This is a genomic window from Mesorhizobium sp. C089B, from assembly GCF_030323125.1.
GTDB lineage: Bacteria > Pseudomonadota > Alphaproteobacteria > Rhizobiales > Rhizobiaceae > Mesorhizobium.
Genome location: NZ_CP100469.1, coordinates 1,560,519 through 1,576,029, shown reverse-complemented (window position 1 = coordinate 1,576,029; position 15,511 = coordinate 1,560,519). Strand labels below are relative to the sequence as shown.

Below are 15,511 nucleotides of genomic sequence, written 5' to 3'. Positions count from 1 at the left end.
TTAGGTGTTGACGCTCTTGACGACCGTGAACCGGATAACGATTGCTTCCGAAAGCGAGCCCAAGCTGACGTTTCGAACGTCTATCGTTGCCGATCCCGCTGCGGGTCGAAAATTGAAGGTGTAGGCTCCGAAGGTGCCGACCGAGATATGGTTGATGGTGCCTGTTGCCTTCGAGGTGGCTTGCGCTACAGCACCGCCGACGCCGGCAGCATATCCAAAGCCGGCTTGTCCGGTGGCGAAGATACCGCCCGCCGCCGAGACGAGGCCAGTGGCAACGAAGTGGCTGGACCAAGACAGGACGCCGGCCGAGTGCGTCAGCGTTTCAGCGCCGAAGGTCAGCACCGCGCCAATCTTGTACCAGGCATTCGCCCAGCGCTTCGACGCCTGCCCCATGTCCGATGAGCCATCAACGTCCGGTTCAATGCGCGTCGTGACGGCCGGCGTTGTCAGCGTCGGGCTGGTGCCGAAGACGTTCGAGCCGGTGCCGGTCTTGGTCGTCAGCAGCGCCAGGAGATTGGCCGATGTCGGCGCGGCAACGAATGCGTCAAAGCCAGATGCGCGAGTGATTGCCACCCAGGAGGTCAGAGCCGCAGTGATGGCTTGGTATGTCGCGACGAGATAGGTGCGAATTGCCTTTTCGGTCGGCAGCTTGGTGTCGACGTTCGCGGCCATCGTGCCATCGATCGAGACCGCAACGCCGCTGTCCTGAATTATCTTGCCGGACGTGCCGCTAAAGGTTGTGATATTGCCAGACACCGAGGACGCCGGGCCAATGGCCGCGCCGTCAAGATTGGTCTGGATCACGTCCCATTGTGCGCCGACAGCGGCTTGCGTTCCCGACGCGGTGCCATCGGTCTGGCAAATGATCAGGTCACCATTCTCGACAACGATGCCCGACGCCCCGCCAATCTTGCCGGCAACGGACACGCGATAAGTCCAGCCCCGATCGGCGGCCGGATAGTTCGGATTGGCCGAGCAGTCGATGACACCCTTGTGGACCATCGCATCTTGCGCTGCGATGCGCCCATCCATGTAGGTTTTGACCGCCTTCTGCGATGCAACCTTTGTGTCGCTGTTGGCGGCCAGCGTGCCATCAGTGTCGAGATAGCTGATCGGAATGGTGGCGCCGTCGACATAACCTTTGTGGGCCGCAGAATTCGAAGTTGCGGGAGCGTCGCCCAGGTAGACGGTGCTGCCTGTTGGAACGATCAGCCCCGTTGCGTCAACGTAGACCTTTTCCACCCCACCAGGCTTGAAGCTAATCCGCGTGCCGACACCCGAAATAATCGAGGTCATGCCCGAGGTCAGCAGGCCCATGAGCCCGCCAGCGGCCGGCGCTTGCGCGAATATCTGCGCAAGGTTCGTGCTTGCCTGCACCGTGCGGCCAATCGTGTTGCTGGCATGGTTGAGGAAATTGTAGAAGAGGTCGGTTAGGGACCGGGCAACGTTCTGCCCCGCACCACGCCATCTTGTGCCGCGACAAGGCCCCGGTGTATTCCGTGCCGGTCACCCGGTTGACGCCTGTGTTATACCGCAGGCCGATGCCGTAGCCTTGGCGCGCCAGCTCGCTTGCCATGCCCTGCATGACCATGCCGTCAGGCATCATGTGATAGTAGAAGTCCGCACCGCCCGACCACCACGGATCACGCGCCCAAGCGGCAGGATATTCGAAGCGGCAGCTTTCAGGCGTCTGCGAGGCGAACGTCTCAAGTTGCACGTTCACGTCATCGAATTGCACGTCAGCCGTCTGCACGGAGCTTGTGCAGCCATGGATGACCAGGGGAGTGCCGACCGGCCACCAGTCTTGAGTTTCCAGCCGGGCGCGAAATTCCGCCAGGTCTTGGGGTATCCATGACGGCGCACCCTTGTCGCTTTCGCAACCGCGCCAGTGGCCTTCGTGCAAGATTGTTTCGCCGGCCGCTGCCAGCGCGAGCGGCACATGCGCCTTGGTTGCCTCCCACAGATCGGTTGCCGTGCCGAGCGCCCGGCAGGCAAGCCCATTCGTGAGGCCACCCGGCCCGGTATATGTACCAACCGGGATAGCGTACCAGCCGGAATTGATCGTCAGCGCGCCCGTGACGAGGTATTGCGCCAAGACCGTTTCGGCTTCGTTGCGGATGCGCAGCGGTTGATTGTTCGGCGAGATATTCAGGAAGGTCCAGTCAAAGCTACGGTCGACGCCGTTGCGGTCGATCGCGCTGACATAGATGAACGTTGCCAGAGCCGGGTTTGCGTTGTTGCACTTGATGCCCCCGGCGCCCGGATCGGTGTTTGCCGTGTTGGTGGACCAGGTGAGTTTTTGCCCGCCGAGGAAATGGCTGATAGGCACGCCGCCATAGCCGACAACCACCTGGTTGATAGGCACCTGGTCGCTGGTCGATTCATTCGTCAGCGCACAGGTGATTTCGTTGGTGTCATCGTTGGTGACGAGCGCCCACTCTTCATCCCCGGTGACCGTCTCCGGGTGAGCATTGTCATTGGTCCACATGCGATGCAGAGAGCTTGGCGTCCACAGCGCCGAGGTTCTCTTCAGAACCGCATTACTTTGCCCGAAAACGCCCTTGTTCCTCGGTGCAAGAATGGCCTGATAGACCTGTGACCCTTCCTGCACGAAGGCCAAAACGCTAGTTCCAACGACAATCGGGTTGCTGGTCGAGACCAGCCAGACGGTGCCGATGTTGACCGCGCCATCTGTCACGCTGACCCGCGTTCCCTTGGTCACGTCGCGGTTGCTGTCCAGATCCCGCGCACGCTGCCAGAGGCCGGACGAGGCGATATAGATGCCGTTTTCCCGGCCATCGGTCTGGTCTTTCACCAGCACCCGGTCATCCGCAGCCGTGACGCTTCCGTCGATCAACTGTAAACCACTCAGCGTGATGTTGCCGGTGGTCGCTAGGCGGCAAGGCGCCTTGTATGCTACGGTTTCACCATAGCCAGTCACTTGATCAACCGAAGTGGTCGCCATTTTGATGGACTCCGCAGCTAAAAAGAAGGTTGTCCCGGCTCAGCCGGGGTTCTGGCGCGACCCGCGCTATAGTGGGCTTGGGGCTTTGATCGGGGTTCTAATCTTCGGCGCGATAACGTACGCAATCGTCACCACGTTCATCCCCACCAAAGGGGGATTTTCCGAAAAGTGCTGGAATTACGGTGGCCGGTCGGACGACACCGATTGCTAGTTGGCGACCGTCTGTTTCAGCATCGGCTTTAGGCCGGCATCCCCGAGTTTAAAATCTTCGGTCAGGCCGCCGCCTTCAATGATCCACCGCCAGTATGGCAGCGTCAGAAACGGGATCATTTTTGACGCGCGGTCGATATCGGCCGGCGCCAGATCGGGATTTGTGGTCGGGTCACGGTCTGTCAAGGCCGACAGCGCCTTCAGGGGGACGCCAAGCAATTGAGCCGCGTCAGTTCCCAACTGGAATGACGGGCCGAGCAGCGCGCCGAAGGCGTCGCGGTTCGCATAGCGCGAGGCTGGGGCCTGTTGTGTCTTGCTGGGGAAGGCCGCCGCACTCAAATTGTAGATGCCAGGACCGCCCAGCTTTTCCCATGTGTTGTTCACTTCAAAAGCCAGTTGGAAGATGCCGGACTTATCCAGGCCTTCGGCGATCCAGTGACCAGGGTTATCGTTGAGCGGGCGGCCGGATTCGACTTGCTTGGCGTAGTAGGCAACAGCACCCAATGCACTCATGCCGACCACACCAGTGATGAACGAGCCAGGCCCTTCCTGCAGCCCGCGCATCAAGACCCGTTGATTGGACGCCAGGGCAAAGCTTTTGAATTGCAGCAGCGCCCGCCCGGTCGGCGTATGGGCGAACAGCGGCACATCAGCCACCGATTTGGTGACGATGATGCTGTCAACGTCCTTGTTGACCGCAGCGGCGAAAGCGCGCCGAGCGCCCTCATCCGACCAGCCGGCAATCCCCGGAATGTGGACGTTGCCGTCGACATCGCCGAACTCTGCAAACTGCTTCGAAATCCGTTCGGCCATGTGAGCGTCGATGCCGAGGAAGCCCATATATTTCAGTTCGGCCGGCGCGAGGCTTTCATAATCGACCGCGGCGTTTTTCAGCAGCCGGTTTTGCACCAGCACCGAGGCAATGGACTTGTGCATGTCGTTCCACCAGGGCAGCAGCGTCATCTTGGAAAAGACGTTCGCGGCGTTGTCGATGAATCGTTCAAAGGGCGAGTTGCTGGCATAAGGGTCGGCAAGTTCGGCCATGGTCGCAAGCCGGCCCTGCAGAGACCGTTCCGTCACCGCGCCCAGGAGCTTCGCGTCTTCAACCGCCAGCTTGACCGCATCCAGATTGGTCAGGAGCGGCGCTATCCCCTCGCTCATGTAGCGGCCCATGCCGTGGACCATCGGAGGCCGGGCAGCGTCAGACAGCGACGAGACCACCACACCCCCGAGCGAGCGCATGAAGTTGAACACGCCGGCCATGCGCAGCACCCGAGCGTAATTCGTGTGTTGCGTGTCGACCTTGTATTGACCGCGCAGCAGATCCCGGACGCCGGCTATGTCTTCAACGTCGCTCTTCTCGCTCTTGGCGAGCGCCTTCAATGCGCTGGCTTTCGCCTCGGGATCAGTGAAGGCCGGGTTGTCTTCGATGGCGTTGCGTAGGTTCAGGTATTCGTTTTTCACCCGATCGAGCTGGCTTGCCAGTGTCGGCTTGCCGGCGCCGCCCAGGCGCTTGTCCATATTCGTCAGTTCGACATCGGCCGCCATGACGCGGGCATATCGCCGCCCGATCAGTTCAATGTCGTGTTCTAAAAAGTCCTCTATGAGGTGGTCTGGAATGTTGAAGGTGCGTTCCTTCAGAGGCCCGCGCGAAGACATCGTCATATCGTAGGACGGCATGCCCTGGTTTGCGCGGCCGGTGAGCTGCGAAAAGATATCGTCAACGATGCCGCCGACATAATCGGCACGGTCGGCCGGCGAGACAAATTCGGGAATCTCCTGCTTCACCTTGGGCATCATCGGTTCGAGCTTGTCAGCCTTTGCCTTGAGCCCTCCGATGCTGGCGCGCAGCCGGTCCAGTTCGATCGATTTGGCCGACAGTTCGGCCAGGATTTCATCATTCGCGCCGCCTTCGGCATCGAGCCGCTTCAGGGCTTCGACGCGCTTTGAAAGGTTGCGTTCCTTCAGCTTCGATTTGAACAGGTCGCGGCGGGTTGTGCCGTAGTCGACCACCAGCGCCACGCGCGGCGACGAGTTGGACAGATCCTTCACCGCATCAAGTTCGGCTTCCAGCTTTTCCAGCTCTTCGCCTACCGTCTTCGCTTCGGCCGCAGTGATTTTGCTTTCATTGACGATGGCGTCGGTTGCCTGGTCGAAGGCTTCAATTTCTTGCTCAAAGCGAGAGATGCGCGTGTCGATGCCCGCGGTGTTCTTTTCGGCGCCGGTCACGCGGCCGATGAAGTCGCGAACGTCCTTCACCGAGGCGTTGGGAGCCAGCCCCACGCGGTCCAGCCATTCGGCCGCCACTTTGTCCAGATTGTCCATCGCCGCCGCTGTAGCCTCTTCCTCTGGCGTGCGCAGGGGATTGCCGCTCAGCTCCGAGCGGATCGATTCCATAACCGCCACCGGGTCGACATAGCCGTTGCCGTCTTGCGGAAGGTTCGCAAACATTTCGTCTTCGGCGTGGACGAAGTTGTCGACATCGCCGATGCCACCCTTTTTAATGAACATGCCCGGATGGGTCTTAGGCGTGACACCCATTGCCCGCAGCTCATTGTCGAGCTTCGAGCCGACACGAATGCCGCCCTTTGCCTTGATCAGCGCCAGGATCGGCGACCGTTCAGCGAAGGTCTGCTTTCGATTGGCCGAGCGTTCGGCCGCCCTCGCCTGTTTTACCGTGTCGGCCATCACGCCATTCTCATCGGCACCGCGCAGCATCCGCACCACATCGGCCGGCGCCCGCTCTTTCAGCACGTCTTGCCTGGTCTGCTGCAGTTGGCCGAGGGAAGCCACCTTGCGTTCCCGGATGCCTTGGCGTTCGGTCAGGCGGCTTTCGATATTGTCGAGACGTTCGGAGACCTTGCCGAAGGTTTCGCGCTGCTTTTCAGCATCGACAATCCGGTTGCCGACCTTGATTTCATCGGCCTTGAATTCGAGCTGCGAAAGCTGGTCATCGATCCACGGCTTGACGATAGCCTTGAAGCGCCCTTCCCCAGCATTCAGCCGGTTCGAATTCCAGAGGCGGGTCAGGTAGGACGTTGCCGTCTTGACGTTCACATCGTCCGGCAGCAGGCCGGCGGCGATTGCTTCGTCCTTCAGCGGGTCGAAGAGGGTCTTGCGCCAGGATTGAGCCGCCGCCGAAACCGCATCGTTTTCGCCGACATCGCCACGGCGCATCGCCTTGCTGACAGCCGTGCGAAACTCTTCCTTTGTCATGTCGAAGCCAGGCTCTTTTCGCGCCTTGGCATAGGTTCCGCGCATGTCTTCCAGAGCTTTGGTCAGGGCGCCCCGATCCCAATACTTGACCGCGCTTTCGACCGCGAGGTTGCCTTCGCCCCGCACGTTCTTTTCGAGGTAGAAGCCAGTTTCGGCCATGTTCGCCATTATCTCGCGAGACGGCGCCGAGGGGCTATGAGCGGCGCGCAGCAGCGGGTTGAACCCCGACTGCAGAGCGCCGACCGACTTGGCGCCCGAGGCGATGCCGTAGTCACCGAGGACAGGCTTGTCGACCGCTTGCGCGCCCATGCCAACGCCTTCAGCGTGAGCCGCCACTTCTTCAGGCGTGGGAACGTGTTCCTGCAGCGCCTTTTCGACCGAGGCGAATGCGGCCTTTCTTTCGGCATGGGAGAACATAGCGCCCACACCAGCACCGAGCAGGCCGCCGAGGATAGTACCGGCGCCAACAGCCATCGCGCTTTCAGCAATGGGCCGCGTCTGCTGCGTCGATTGAAGGGCGATTTCAGAAACGCCAGCCCCGAGGGCGCCGGCCGCCGCCGTGCGAAGAGCGCCCTTGATTACCGTGGCGCCGATGGTCGCTTCACGGACGACAGCCCCGCCAGGAATGAGCGTAGGCAGATCGACCACGCCGGCCAGGGCAGACGCGCCGGTCCCCCACCAGCCGGCCGCGTCGATCGTGCGCCGGTCTTCGGTTTCCATGTCGATTTGCGCCTTCATGGCCTCGAAGCCAGGCGCGTTGAAAACATTGGCGAACCGATCCCAATTCTTTTCGTAAGGCGTCCCTTTGATTTTCTCCCACATGACATCGCCAGTGAAGCCGTCTTCACGCGTGGCGAGGTCGACGCCGGCCAGCTTGTTCGAAGCCATCGAACCAATCGTGTTGCCTTGCCGGAAGGCAGCACCGAGAAGCGTTGCCGTATCCGGCGCCACTTCGGTTTCCGCCGGCTTGTAGTCGACGGCCCCAAACGTGCCGAGCGCCGGCCGGTCTTCAGGATAATCGAGAATCGGCATTACAGGTTGCCTCCCGATCCACTACGGAACGCCTTGCCGGCATTGGGATCGCCGCCGCCGCGCGGGTTCTGTGGCGGCTTGGCTTCGGCCGGCGCGGACGGTGTTTCGTCTTCGGCACCCTTGCGGCGCACCAGATCCGATTGAACCCGGCCGGCGCCGATGGTCGCTTCCGAATTGAGCGCCCGGATGAAGTCTTGCGTGTTCGGGTCGGCGTTGATGGCTTTGGCCTTGGCGACCGCAGCACGGTCGATATCGTTGGCCTGGTCATCGACGGCGTGGCGGGTCAGAAAGCGTTTCTTTGCATCTTCCGCGCCCTTCGCTACGCCCACGTTCAAGGTCTTCGGATCGATGCCCCACTGCCCCGCAAACACCTCATCAAACTTGGTCTGCCCGCCTTCGGAGTACTGGTAGAAAAGCCGGTAGCGCGGTGGGCGCTTCCTCTCGATATCGGCCCGCGTCGTCGCGTCAGGGATGATGGCGACATTTTCGACCTTGCGCCCGTCATGCAGGCCGGCCACGTAGGTCTCGGCCGTCTTCATGGCGTCGGTGCGCAGGTAGTCATATTTGCCGTCGATCGGCGGATAGTGCAGCTCAGGCGGCAGGCGCATCAGGTTAGGTGCGCCCGATATGTTGCTGACATTCCAGCGGGTTTTCAGTTCGGCCAGGGCTTGAGCCTTCGCCGCGCCTTCGTCGCCGCCGGTATCATAGAATTTCTCTTCCGCGATTTCCTTGTATTCGGCCATCAGTGCGCTTGTCTGCAAAGGCATGATGCCGGCGCCGGGCTCCGGTGACAGGATGCCGGGATCAAATTCGCTGGTGACATCGGCCACGGTCAGGGTCTTTGTGAACTTGTCGAGACCGGGTTTCAGAATCTCACGGTTCACCTTCTTTGCGGGGTCATCCATCGCAAGAATGCGCTGCGAGGCCTCTTCGCCGGACATGCCCCGATCATTGACGAAATGGCGGAAGGCCGCGAGCTTGTCGCGAATGTCGGCCGCGCCCTCGACAGCACCGAACGAGACAGGCGCCACGGTCTGCAGCGCATCGGCTTGCGACATGGCAGCGGCGAAGACGGCCGGGTCTTTCGACGCGGCGCCCTGCCTCACTTGAGCCTGTAGCGTGTCGGGAATGTAGCCGGTCGCTTTGACGAAGCCTTGCGTGACAACCGGCTGTTGCTCTTCTGGCGTCACCTTGATCATCGCATCATAGGCTTTGTTGCCAAGCGACTTCTGGTCGCCATCAAAGCTGTTGATCGAGGCCGCCGGGCTTCCGGCCAGGATAGCCGACACCAGCGCGCCGACGCCGCCGTCTTCCTTCTGCTTCGAGCGGAACGCCTTCAACTGCTTGGTGATATCGCCATCGTCCAGCATCGGGTCGCTGAGGATCTGGTCTTCGCTGACAATCTTGCCAGTTTCGATGTTGAGCCCCATCGCGTCGTCATAGGCCTTGTATTGCGCCTGCTGCTGAATGCGGGTTGCGGTCGCTTCGGTCTGAATGTCCTTTTGCGCGCCCTTGGCGATGGTATCGCGCGAAACGTAATCCATATCCGCGAAGCGGGAATCGACCTTGAAGCCGGCGCCGCCGCGCTGCCCGAGCGGAACGGACTTGCCCGCCATATGTGCGGCGATGGCATCGCGCGCCCACATCGGAACACTGTCCGAATGATGCGAGGCGCCCCAGGCCCGGCGCGAACCGATATCGAGATGCAGGGAATTGGCGTAGACGCCGATGCCGGTAAAGCCGAGCGATGAAGCGGTCTGGATCAGCCGGACGCGCTCATCGGGTGAAAGCTTGCTGACATCGAGGTCCAGCGCGTTGCCGTGCATGTGTTCGGACTTGCGAGCCCCGCCAGCCCTCGCATTGCGTTCAGGATCACGGAAGCCCGAGACGATAGGCACGGACGCTCCAAAAGCGTTCTGCACTTGCTTGAAGCGCGACAAGACCACGCTGTTGACGCCGGCAACGTCAGCGCTGCCGACGCGGCCCGCCTGGTTGCCGATGATGACCGGCTGGTCTTCGCCCCCGTACTGCTTCGCTTGCGCGTTGTGGAGGTCTTGAGCGTATGCCGTGGCGTCGTCGGCATTGTCGAACTTGCCCAGGTGCTTGCCGGTCTGTCGATAGAGCTTGATGGCGTCGGCATCGCTCAGGATTTTGCCATCGTCCGAAACGGTCGGGATCAGAATTTCCTTGCCGTCCTCTTCGAACGACATCGAGCGCACGGTTGAAATCGTGCCGTCAGCATTCTTCACCACCGGCCGCGCGTTCAGGTCGATGTTGCCAGCTTCTTTCAGGCCACGAGGCGCAGACTGTGCGGCGCCGTCGCTGCCTTTGGTCTTGGCGAGAACCTTCTTGTAATAGTCGGCCGATTCTTGCGGGATGACGGCATCGTTGCGACCGCTGGCAAGCCACTTGTCGGCCCGGCCGGCGCCGCCATTGTAGGCAATGAGAGCGGCTTCCGTGTCGCCATCGTAGCGAGCCAGCATCTTGTTGAAATAGTACCGGCCGTACTTGTTCGACACGTCTTCATTTTTCAGATATTCGGCCTGTGCCTCAGGCGTGCGCGGGAAGTTCGGATCTTGGATTTCTTCCGCAATCTCGACTGCCGTGTCCGGCATGACTTGCATTTCACCGATTGCGCCGGCACCGGAAACAGCGTTCGGATCATGACCGCTTTCGACGCCCTTCATGGCGTTGATGATATCGTCCTGCCCCGGAGCCTCACCGAGAGCCCGCAGCCGATCGGCAGGCTTCATGCCGTTGAGCGCCGCCATCTGCGCCTTAGCCTTCCAGCCACGGCGCAGCGCATCCTTCTCAATCGGGTTTACGTCTTCGTCGGGAATCGCATCGATGAAGTTGTTGCCTTCGAAGACCGCGTCATCGAATTTCGATGGGTCGCTATAGAGCCGGCTTTCAATGGCGGTCAGGCCTTCATCGACATTGGTTTGTAATAGGCCTTGCGCTGCTTTCGTTCGAAATCGCCCGCGCCGCCTTCGCCGTTGATCAGGCTTTCTTCCGTGCTGAAAAGCTTGGCGTCATAGACTGGCTTCAGCTCCGGCGGCACGGTCGTCATGAACTGTTTGGCGGCTTCCTTGTAGGCGCCTTGGTACTGTTCTTTGAAGCCGAACGCGCCCGGTTCTGCCTTGTCGCCGGCAGCGGTCAGGGCTTGCGCCTGTGCGGATTTGAATTGCTGGTAACGGCTTTCCGTGTCGAAGAGCTCAGTTTTATCGACGGTCTCTTTTGCCTTGGTCTCCCGAACCTTCAAGCTGTTCGACATCGACTGCAGGCCGGCGCCGAGTTGCGCCACGCCCTGCCCGATGGCCGAGGTGTCAAAGCTCGCAATCGGTCGGCCCGAACGACCGCTGGTCGGCGCGCTCAGGTCTTCAGCGCCAGGCAGTTTCAGCGCCATTAGTAATAGATCCCCGAGGACGGCGCCGCGTATGGCGTCGGGTTCCAATCCTTCGCGAACGAGCCCACGCCATCCATCAACGTGCCGACCGCGCCGAAGTAGGAGCCGGTTTGCGCCGCCTTGCCTTCCATGCGCGCCGAGGCGGCTTGAGCCCGCCTGCCCTTTGCGCGCTCTTCGCCGCCGTAGCGGATCATGCCTTCGTTGACCGCGCCTTGCGTGGCGATGTCGCCAGCCAGGTCCTGCACCGTCTCATCGAGCGCGCCGAGGCCGGAGGCACCCGCCACAGCCTGTTGCCGCGACAGAACGAAGTTCTTCTCCTTCTTGGCGCGTTCCGCCTCACGTTGGGCCGCTGCCGTCTCTTCCTTCGCCTGTTGATCAAGCTGCGCCGCCTGGTAATCGGCCGCGCTCTTCTTCGCAGCGCCGGCCGCAAGCGTGCCAGCCGCCGACACGCCGGCACCGACGAGCGCTAGAACCTCAGTTATTCCGAAGTCTGCCATGTCCACACGTCCCTTCGTCAGGCTTGAAACCAAGCCGCGAGAGCCATTTCGCCGAGGTCTTTTCGTCACGGTCGCAGAGCGCAATGATGCGCTTGTGCCGCGTCTTGGCTTCCTGCATGAGGGCCAGCGCCGTCCGATGAATTGCGTGGCGGTATGGCCGCGCCTCAGGCCTCAGCGAGCAGAACGCAATCACGTTGCCCCGCGAGAACCAGAACCCGGCGACCGCCGCCAGCTTGCCGTCAACAATGCCGGCGATACCGCGCACCGTTGGACCGCTGCCCTTGTCGCCATACCATTCGGTGAGGTGTTCCCGCGTGAGCGGCACGACTTCGTGAACCATCAGACTTTATCGTTGGTCTCGACAGTGACGACCGCCGCGTTGAGAACGCAGGGCTTCGGGGCCGTGGCACGGATGCAAAGGCGGCTGTCTGGCTTCCATTCGCCGCCGAAAGCCGTTGCCGGCTCTTCGTATTCGGTGAAGATTTCATCGGCCGTGACGGGCCTGCCCTGGTACAGGCGCGGCAGCTTGTCCATGTTGGTGAAATCGCGGCCGACTTCGATGCCGTCATTGTGGACCCGGCCCAGGATCAGGCCGACATAGTTCACGCGCTTGATTTGGCTGAGTGCCGTACCCGCCGCAGCGGCATAGGCCAGCTTGGTCGACTTGTAGCGCGCGACATAAGGCAGGCCCACCATGACATCAGCAGCCGCCACAGGAGCGGTCAGCGTGATTGCGCCAGCCGCGACCGTGTAAGCGCCAAGATACTTCCCAGCGCCCCAGGCGACCACGCCCAGGCCATTCAGATGCGAAAGGCCGGTCACAGACGTTCCGGTCACCGCAGGGATGACCACGAAGCTGTCACCCATCTTGTTCATGGTGGCGCCCAGACATTCAGATTCGAGCGCCACCTTGTCGAGATAGCGAACCGTTGAGGCGCTGACAGTGCGGCGAACCCGGTAGAAGACTTGGTCTTCGTCTTCACCAGGCAAAACCGAAACGCCTTCGATGAAGCCAGAGCCGCCAGCGCGCCACCTTGACCAGCAAGTCACGTCTTCGGACGGTTCATAGGTGAGCAGCACGACAGTCCCGTCATCGAGCCAGACGTGCGCACGCGTGTCCGGCTGGCGCTGAATTGCCATGCCGACGACATTGGCGTTGCCGGTCAGGTCCGGGCAGAGCAGCGTCAGGTCTTGGGGAGAGTACTCATATGTCTTGGCATTCATCACCAATTCAAAAATACGTTTTCCCGAGCGCTGGGCAAAGATGCCGTTGCTGTCGACTTTAGCTGCGGCTACGCCTTGGCGAGAGCCTTGGGTTGAAGGAATGCCAGCCTGTGCATTCTGCGGCGTTAATGGCTCATCGAACGATGTCGACTTGATCGAGAACTCCCCGCCTGGCGTGCCAATGATCGGCCGGCTGAGCGAGAGCATGAAGTTGATGGTGTCGACCGGCCCGGCACCGAGGGTTCGATTTATCGGCCCGCTATCGCCTTCAAAGTCCGGGTCGAAATTCTCGTAGTCATCCGCCACCGAGAAGATGAAGCGCGACTTGCCGGCCCAGCCGAGGCGGCCCTTATCGAAGGCCGCCGCACTAGGCCAGCCCTGTCGATCGGACCAGATGCCTTCCTGCCAATTGTCGGAATAGCTGGTGGCGTTGAAGCGGCTCAGGACTTCGACATCAACTTCCGTGGCTGAGGTGTAGCCGACCACACGGCAGATCCCGTTGCCGCCGCCGCCATCATAGGTGACCGTTACGATAGCCGTTCCAGACGTATACAGCCCAGGCTTGAAACCGAGCTTGTAGTAAATGATGGCGTTGTCGTCGTCGTCGTTGTTTTGTGTCGATCCGGTGTTGCCCGTTATATCTTGTCCGCTCGTCCCGCTGGCCCGGCGGAAATCCTTGAACCCGATTTCTGGCCCATCGAATGAACGCTGCCAGCGCAAGGTTCCAGCCCAAGTTCCACTCACAGTGTAGTACCAGTTCCGGTCATAATAATCCGATGTGTTGAGCCCGGTAACGCGCATAGGATCAGTGAAAGTCAGTTCGGCCCCGAGCCGATAGCTTTGGTTGACGCCCTCATTGAAGACGCGAAAAAGAGCGCCGACATGCTCAGGCTTGAAGAACGGCAGATCCGATGTCAGCGTGGTGTTGCCGTTGGTCGCCGCCACCTTCAGTTTGACCTTCGCCGATCGGCCGGCGAAGAACGGGCCGTTTACAGGCGCATAGCGAACGATTGACCAGCTCCGGCCAGTTCCGCGCCGCTCTATGCGCCGCTGCTGGAAGCCATCGCAGGCCAGGAAGAGAACGTCTGCCGATTGATCCCACCGCACATAGGGCAGATCGGCGGTCGCGTAAGGGATATCCAGCTCCATCGTGCCGGTCGACGCAACTTGGCAGGATGCAACAATCTTGTTGATGTCCAGGTCGCTTTGAAACTGGACCCAGAAGTTGCCGGCAGGCGTGAAGGCCAGGCTATGGGCGCCAGTGCGCAGTGTGGTTTCCCTGACATATTCATCGCCGCCAGAACTTGACCCGCAGCGGAACACCACCGGCCCCCGCGTGACGCTAATATTCAGCGCATGCTCCTTGTTGGCGTCGCCGCCTGCCACCGTGATTTGCCGCGTGCAGACAGCCAGCCCGCCGACATTGACCGCATTCAGGACCAGGCCGGTTCCACCAAAGGCCAGAGTGCCGCCGCTGGTCGATGCATCGGTCCAACTGGTCGACGTGGCAAAGGTGCTGTTTGAAATTGTCGTGGCGACCGATACGCGGGAAATCAGCACATCGTTGATGCGGACCCGCATCTTGCCGTCTGCCATCTCGATTAGCGCCGTGTCGTCGGTTGCAGCGACAAAGGGAATGTCGATCGCAAAGGCATTGTTGCGGCTGGTGCCGAGGTAACCAGTGCCAGGCCGCAGGAACATCGAGCCGGCCGTCTTCGGTAGCCAGTTTTCCATGATTTCCGCAGACAAGCGGATGCGATCGACATCAACCCGCGTTAGCGCAGAGTTGGAAACCAGCCCCCGGTTAAAGGCCAGCAGTGGCGCATTGGTTTTTGCCATTTAGCGGAGCCCATAGGGCCTGCTACGCGAGGAAGAGCCACGGCTTTGGACCAGCCGGCCGGGAGGCGGGTATCTAGTTACCGCCTCATTCATGGCATCGGTGTTCGAAGCCTTGTATTTCGCCTTGTCCCGCGCCTTTTCAAGTCGGTCTTTCCGCTCAGCCGAGCCCGTCACTTCCTCGCATGTCGCCCAGGCAAGGCACGTCTCGACGTAATCGACAAAGGTTTGCGGCCAAAGCCCGAGATCCAGGCCATAGTCTTCGTCGTTGGACACATAGCGAAGGTAGATGATGGACTGGCCGGCCAGGATGCGGCTGGTTCGGTCGTCATAGTCCAGCAGCGGCACCTTGCCGAAGTCGTCAGAGGTCACGCCAGCGGTGCGCAGCCAGTCGTCCGGTTTGTCGAACGCGTATTGATAGCCGAAATTGGTCTCGACCGATGGCGTGGCCTCGAGCTGGACGAACCGCATGGCGAAATTCCAGAACGCTGCTTCGAGACAGCCCTTCACGGTCTTTGCATATTCGGCATCGAGCGCACGGCGCGCCTTCCCCTCATCCGTGAGGGCGGCAAGGCGCGGCTGACCGAGTTTGATCAGCGCGCCGTTGTAAAGGGAAAGCTGGTCCGTCATCGACTAGGCCGCCTGCTTTTCCGGCTGACGCTCTTCGATCCAGGCAAGGCCCGCTTCCTTGGTGTCGAAGCGATCCTTCACCACCGAATTGTCCTTGCGCTTGACGACCTTCCACATGTCGGACGGTCCGCCCCACGTGACCAGCAGCTCAGGAAGCGCCGGTACTTTCGCGTCATTGTTCAGCAGCACAGGTTCGGTGATGAAAGCCACGCGGGCGCCGCCGATTTTGCCGACTTCGAGGACGAAGAGTTCGGCGAACCATTCGTTGCCAAAACCCAGCACTTCGATCCGGTCGTTTGCGCGCATCCGAGATGCAACATGAACCCACCATGCCGGGTCGAGCAGGTCGGTTGGCTTGTCATCGATCGATAGCGCAATGCGATAGATCGAGCGCTTTACTTCGGCCAGCACTAGGCCGTTGACGTTCAGAGGCATGGGGGAATTTCTCCGTTGAAATGAGAAGGGCGGGAGCCGAAGCCCCCGCCCAGGACCGAC

At 61.0% G+C, this 15,511-nt stretch carries 11 protein-coding genes; 1 reads left to right on the top strand and 10 read right to left on the bottom strand.

What is annotated here, in order from left to right:
- From NLY44_RS07910 to NLY44_RS07895, 4 genes are all read right to left on the bottom strand, one after another.
- Entirely contained in the window at positions 1 to 1,317 is a 1,317-nt protein-coding gene (locus NLY44_RS07910; RefSeq protein ID WP_286456909.1) for a hypothetical protein, read from the bottom strand.
- On the bottom strand, positions 1,259 to 2,965 hold the full coding sequence (locus NLY44_RS07905; RefSeq protein ID WP_286456908.1) for a hypothetical protein: 1,707 nt from the start codon (positions 2,963 to 2,965) through the stop codon (positions 1,259 to 1,261). Before NLY44_RS07905 ends, NLY44_RS07910 begins: the two co-directional genes overlap by 59 nt.
- A gap of 207 nt (positions 2,966 to 3,172) precedes the next feature.
- Positions 3,173 to 7,423 carry a hypothetical protein gene (locus NLY44_RS07900; RefSeq protein ID WP_023805207.1) on the bottom strand — a complete coding sequence of 1,417 codons (4,251 nt, stop codon included), beginning with the start codon at positions 7,421 to 7,423 and terminating at the stop codon, positions 3,173 to 3,175.
- The gene (locus tag NLY44_RS07895; RefSeq protein ID WP_286457729.1) at positions 7,423 to 10,110 is read right to left on the bottom strand and encodes a transglycosylase SLT domain-containing protein; all 2,688 of its coding nucleotides are present in this window, start codon (positions 10,108 to 10,110) and stop codon (positions 7,423 to 7,425) included. Before NLY44_RS07895 ends, NLY44_RS07900 begins: the two co-directional genes overlap by 1 nt.
- Here NLY44_RS07895 and NLY44_RS07890 point away from each other — a divergent pair.
- Positions 10,000 to 10,371 (top strand): hypothetical protein, encoded by a 372-nt coding sequence (locus NLY44_RS07890; protein WP_286457934.1) that lies wholly within the window; start codon positions 10,000 to 10,002, stop codon positions 10,369 to 10,371. The genes NLY44_RS07895 and NLY44_RS07890 overlap by 111 nt on opposite strands.
- Here the strand turns inward: NLY44_RS07890 and NLY44_RS07885 are convergent.
- From NLY44_RS07885 to NLY44_RS07860, 6 genes are read right to left on the bottom strand one after another with little or no spacing between them, the layout of a single operon-like run.
- Positions 10,344 to 10,829: a hypothetical protein gene (locus tag NLY44_RS07885; protein WP_286456906.1), complete on the bottom strand. Its 486-nt coding sequence runs from the start codon at positions 10,827 to 10,829 to the stop codon at positions 10,344 to 10,346. The genes NLY44_RS07890 and NLY44_RS07885 overlap by 28 nt on opposite strands.
- Complete coding sequence (locus NLY44_RS07880; protein WP_023805206.1) at positions 10,829 to 11,326, bottom strand: hypothetical protein; 498 nt, start codon at positions 11,324 to 11,326, stop codon at positions 10,829 to 10,831. Before NLY44_RS07880 ends, NLY44_RS07885 begins: the two co-directional genes overlap by 1 nt.
- Complete coding sequence (locus tag NLY44_RS07875; protein ID WP_286456904.1) at positions 11,304 to 11,666, bottom strand: hypothetical protein; 363 nt, start codon at positions 11,664 to 11,666, stop codon at positions 11,304 to 11,306. The genes NLY44_RS07880 and NLY44_RS07875 overlap by 23 nt, the downstream gene beginning before the upstream one ends.
- A complete protein-coding gene (locus NLY44_RS07870; protein WP_023805204.1) occupies positions 11,666 to 14,389 on the bottom strand; it encodes a phage tail protein in 2,724 nt (907 codons plus the stop codon). Before NLY44_RS07870 ends, NLY44_RS07875 begins: the two co-directional genes overlap by 1 nt.
- Entirely contained in the window at positions 14,390 to 15,016 is a 627-nt protein-coding gene (locus NLY44_RS07865; protein WP_023805203.1) for a phage connector family protein, read from the bottom strand.
- A 3-nt stretch (positions 15,017 to 15,019) separates the two neighbouring features.
- Positions 15,020 to 15,451, bottom strand: a complete 432-nt coding sequence (locus NLY44_RS07860; RefSeq protein WP_023805202.1) for a hypothetical protein — start codon at positions 15,449 to 15,451, stop codon at positions 15,020 to 15,022.
- Positions 15,452 to 15,511 lie beyond the last annotated feature (60 nt).

Excerpts from the sequence above, each read along its gene's own strand:
- NLY44_RS07910 (WP_286456909.1), bottom strand. The coding sequence starts at position 1,317 with ATGGGCCTGCTGACCTCGGGCATGACCTCGATTATTTCGGGTGTCGGC.
- NLY44_RS07905 (WP_286456908.1), bottom strand. The coding sequence starts at position 2,965 with ATGGCGACCACTTCGGTTGATCAAGTGACTGGCTATGGTGAAACCGTA.
- NLY44_RS07900 (WP_023805207.1), bottom strand. The coding sequence starts at position 7,423 with ATGCCGATTCTCGATTATCCTGAAGACCGGCCGGCGCTCGGCACGTTT.
- NLY44_RS07895 (WP_286457729.1), bottom strand. The coding sequence starts at position 10,110 with ATGAAGGGCGTCGAAAGCGGTCATGATCCGAACGCTGTTTCCGGTGCC.
- NLY44_RS07885 (WP_286456906.1), bottom strand. The coding sequence starts at position 10,829 with ATGGCGCTGAAACTGCCTGGCGCTGAAGACCTGAGCGCGCCGACCAGC.
- NLY44_RS07880 (WP_023805206.1), bottom strand. The coding sequence starts at position 11,326 with ATGGCAGACTTCGGAATAACTGAGGTTCTAGCGCTCGTCGGTGCCGGC.
- NLY44_RS07875 (WP_286456904.1), bottom strand. The coding sequence starts at position 11,666 with ATGGTTCACGAAGTCGTGCCGCTCACGCGGGAACACCTCACCGAATGG.
- NLY44_RS07870 (WP_023805204.1), bottom strand. The coding sequence starts at position 14,389 with ATGGCAAAAACCAATGCGCCACTGCTGGCCTTTAACCGGGGGCTGGTT.
- NLY44_RS07865 (WP_023805203.1), bottom strand. The coding sequence starts at position 15,016 with ATGACGGACCAGCTTTCCCTTTACAACGGCGCGCTGATCAAACTCGGT.
- NLY44_RS07860 (WP_023805202.1), bottom strand. The coding sequence starts at position 15,451 with ATGCCTCTGAACGTCAACGGCCTAGTGCTGGCCGAAGTAAAGCGCTCG.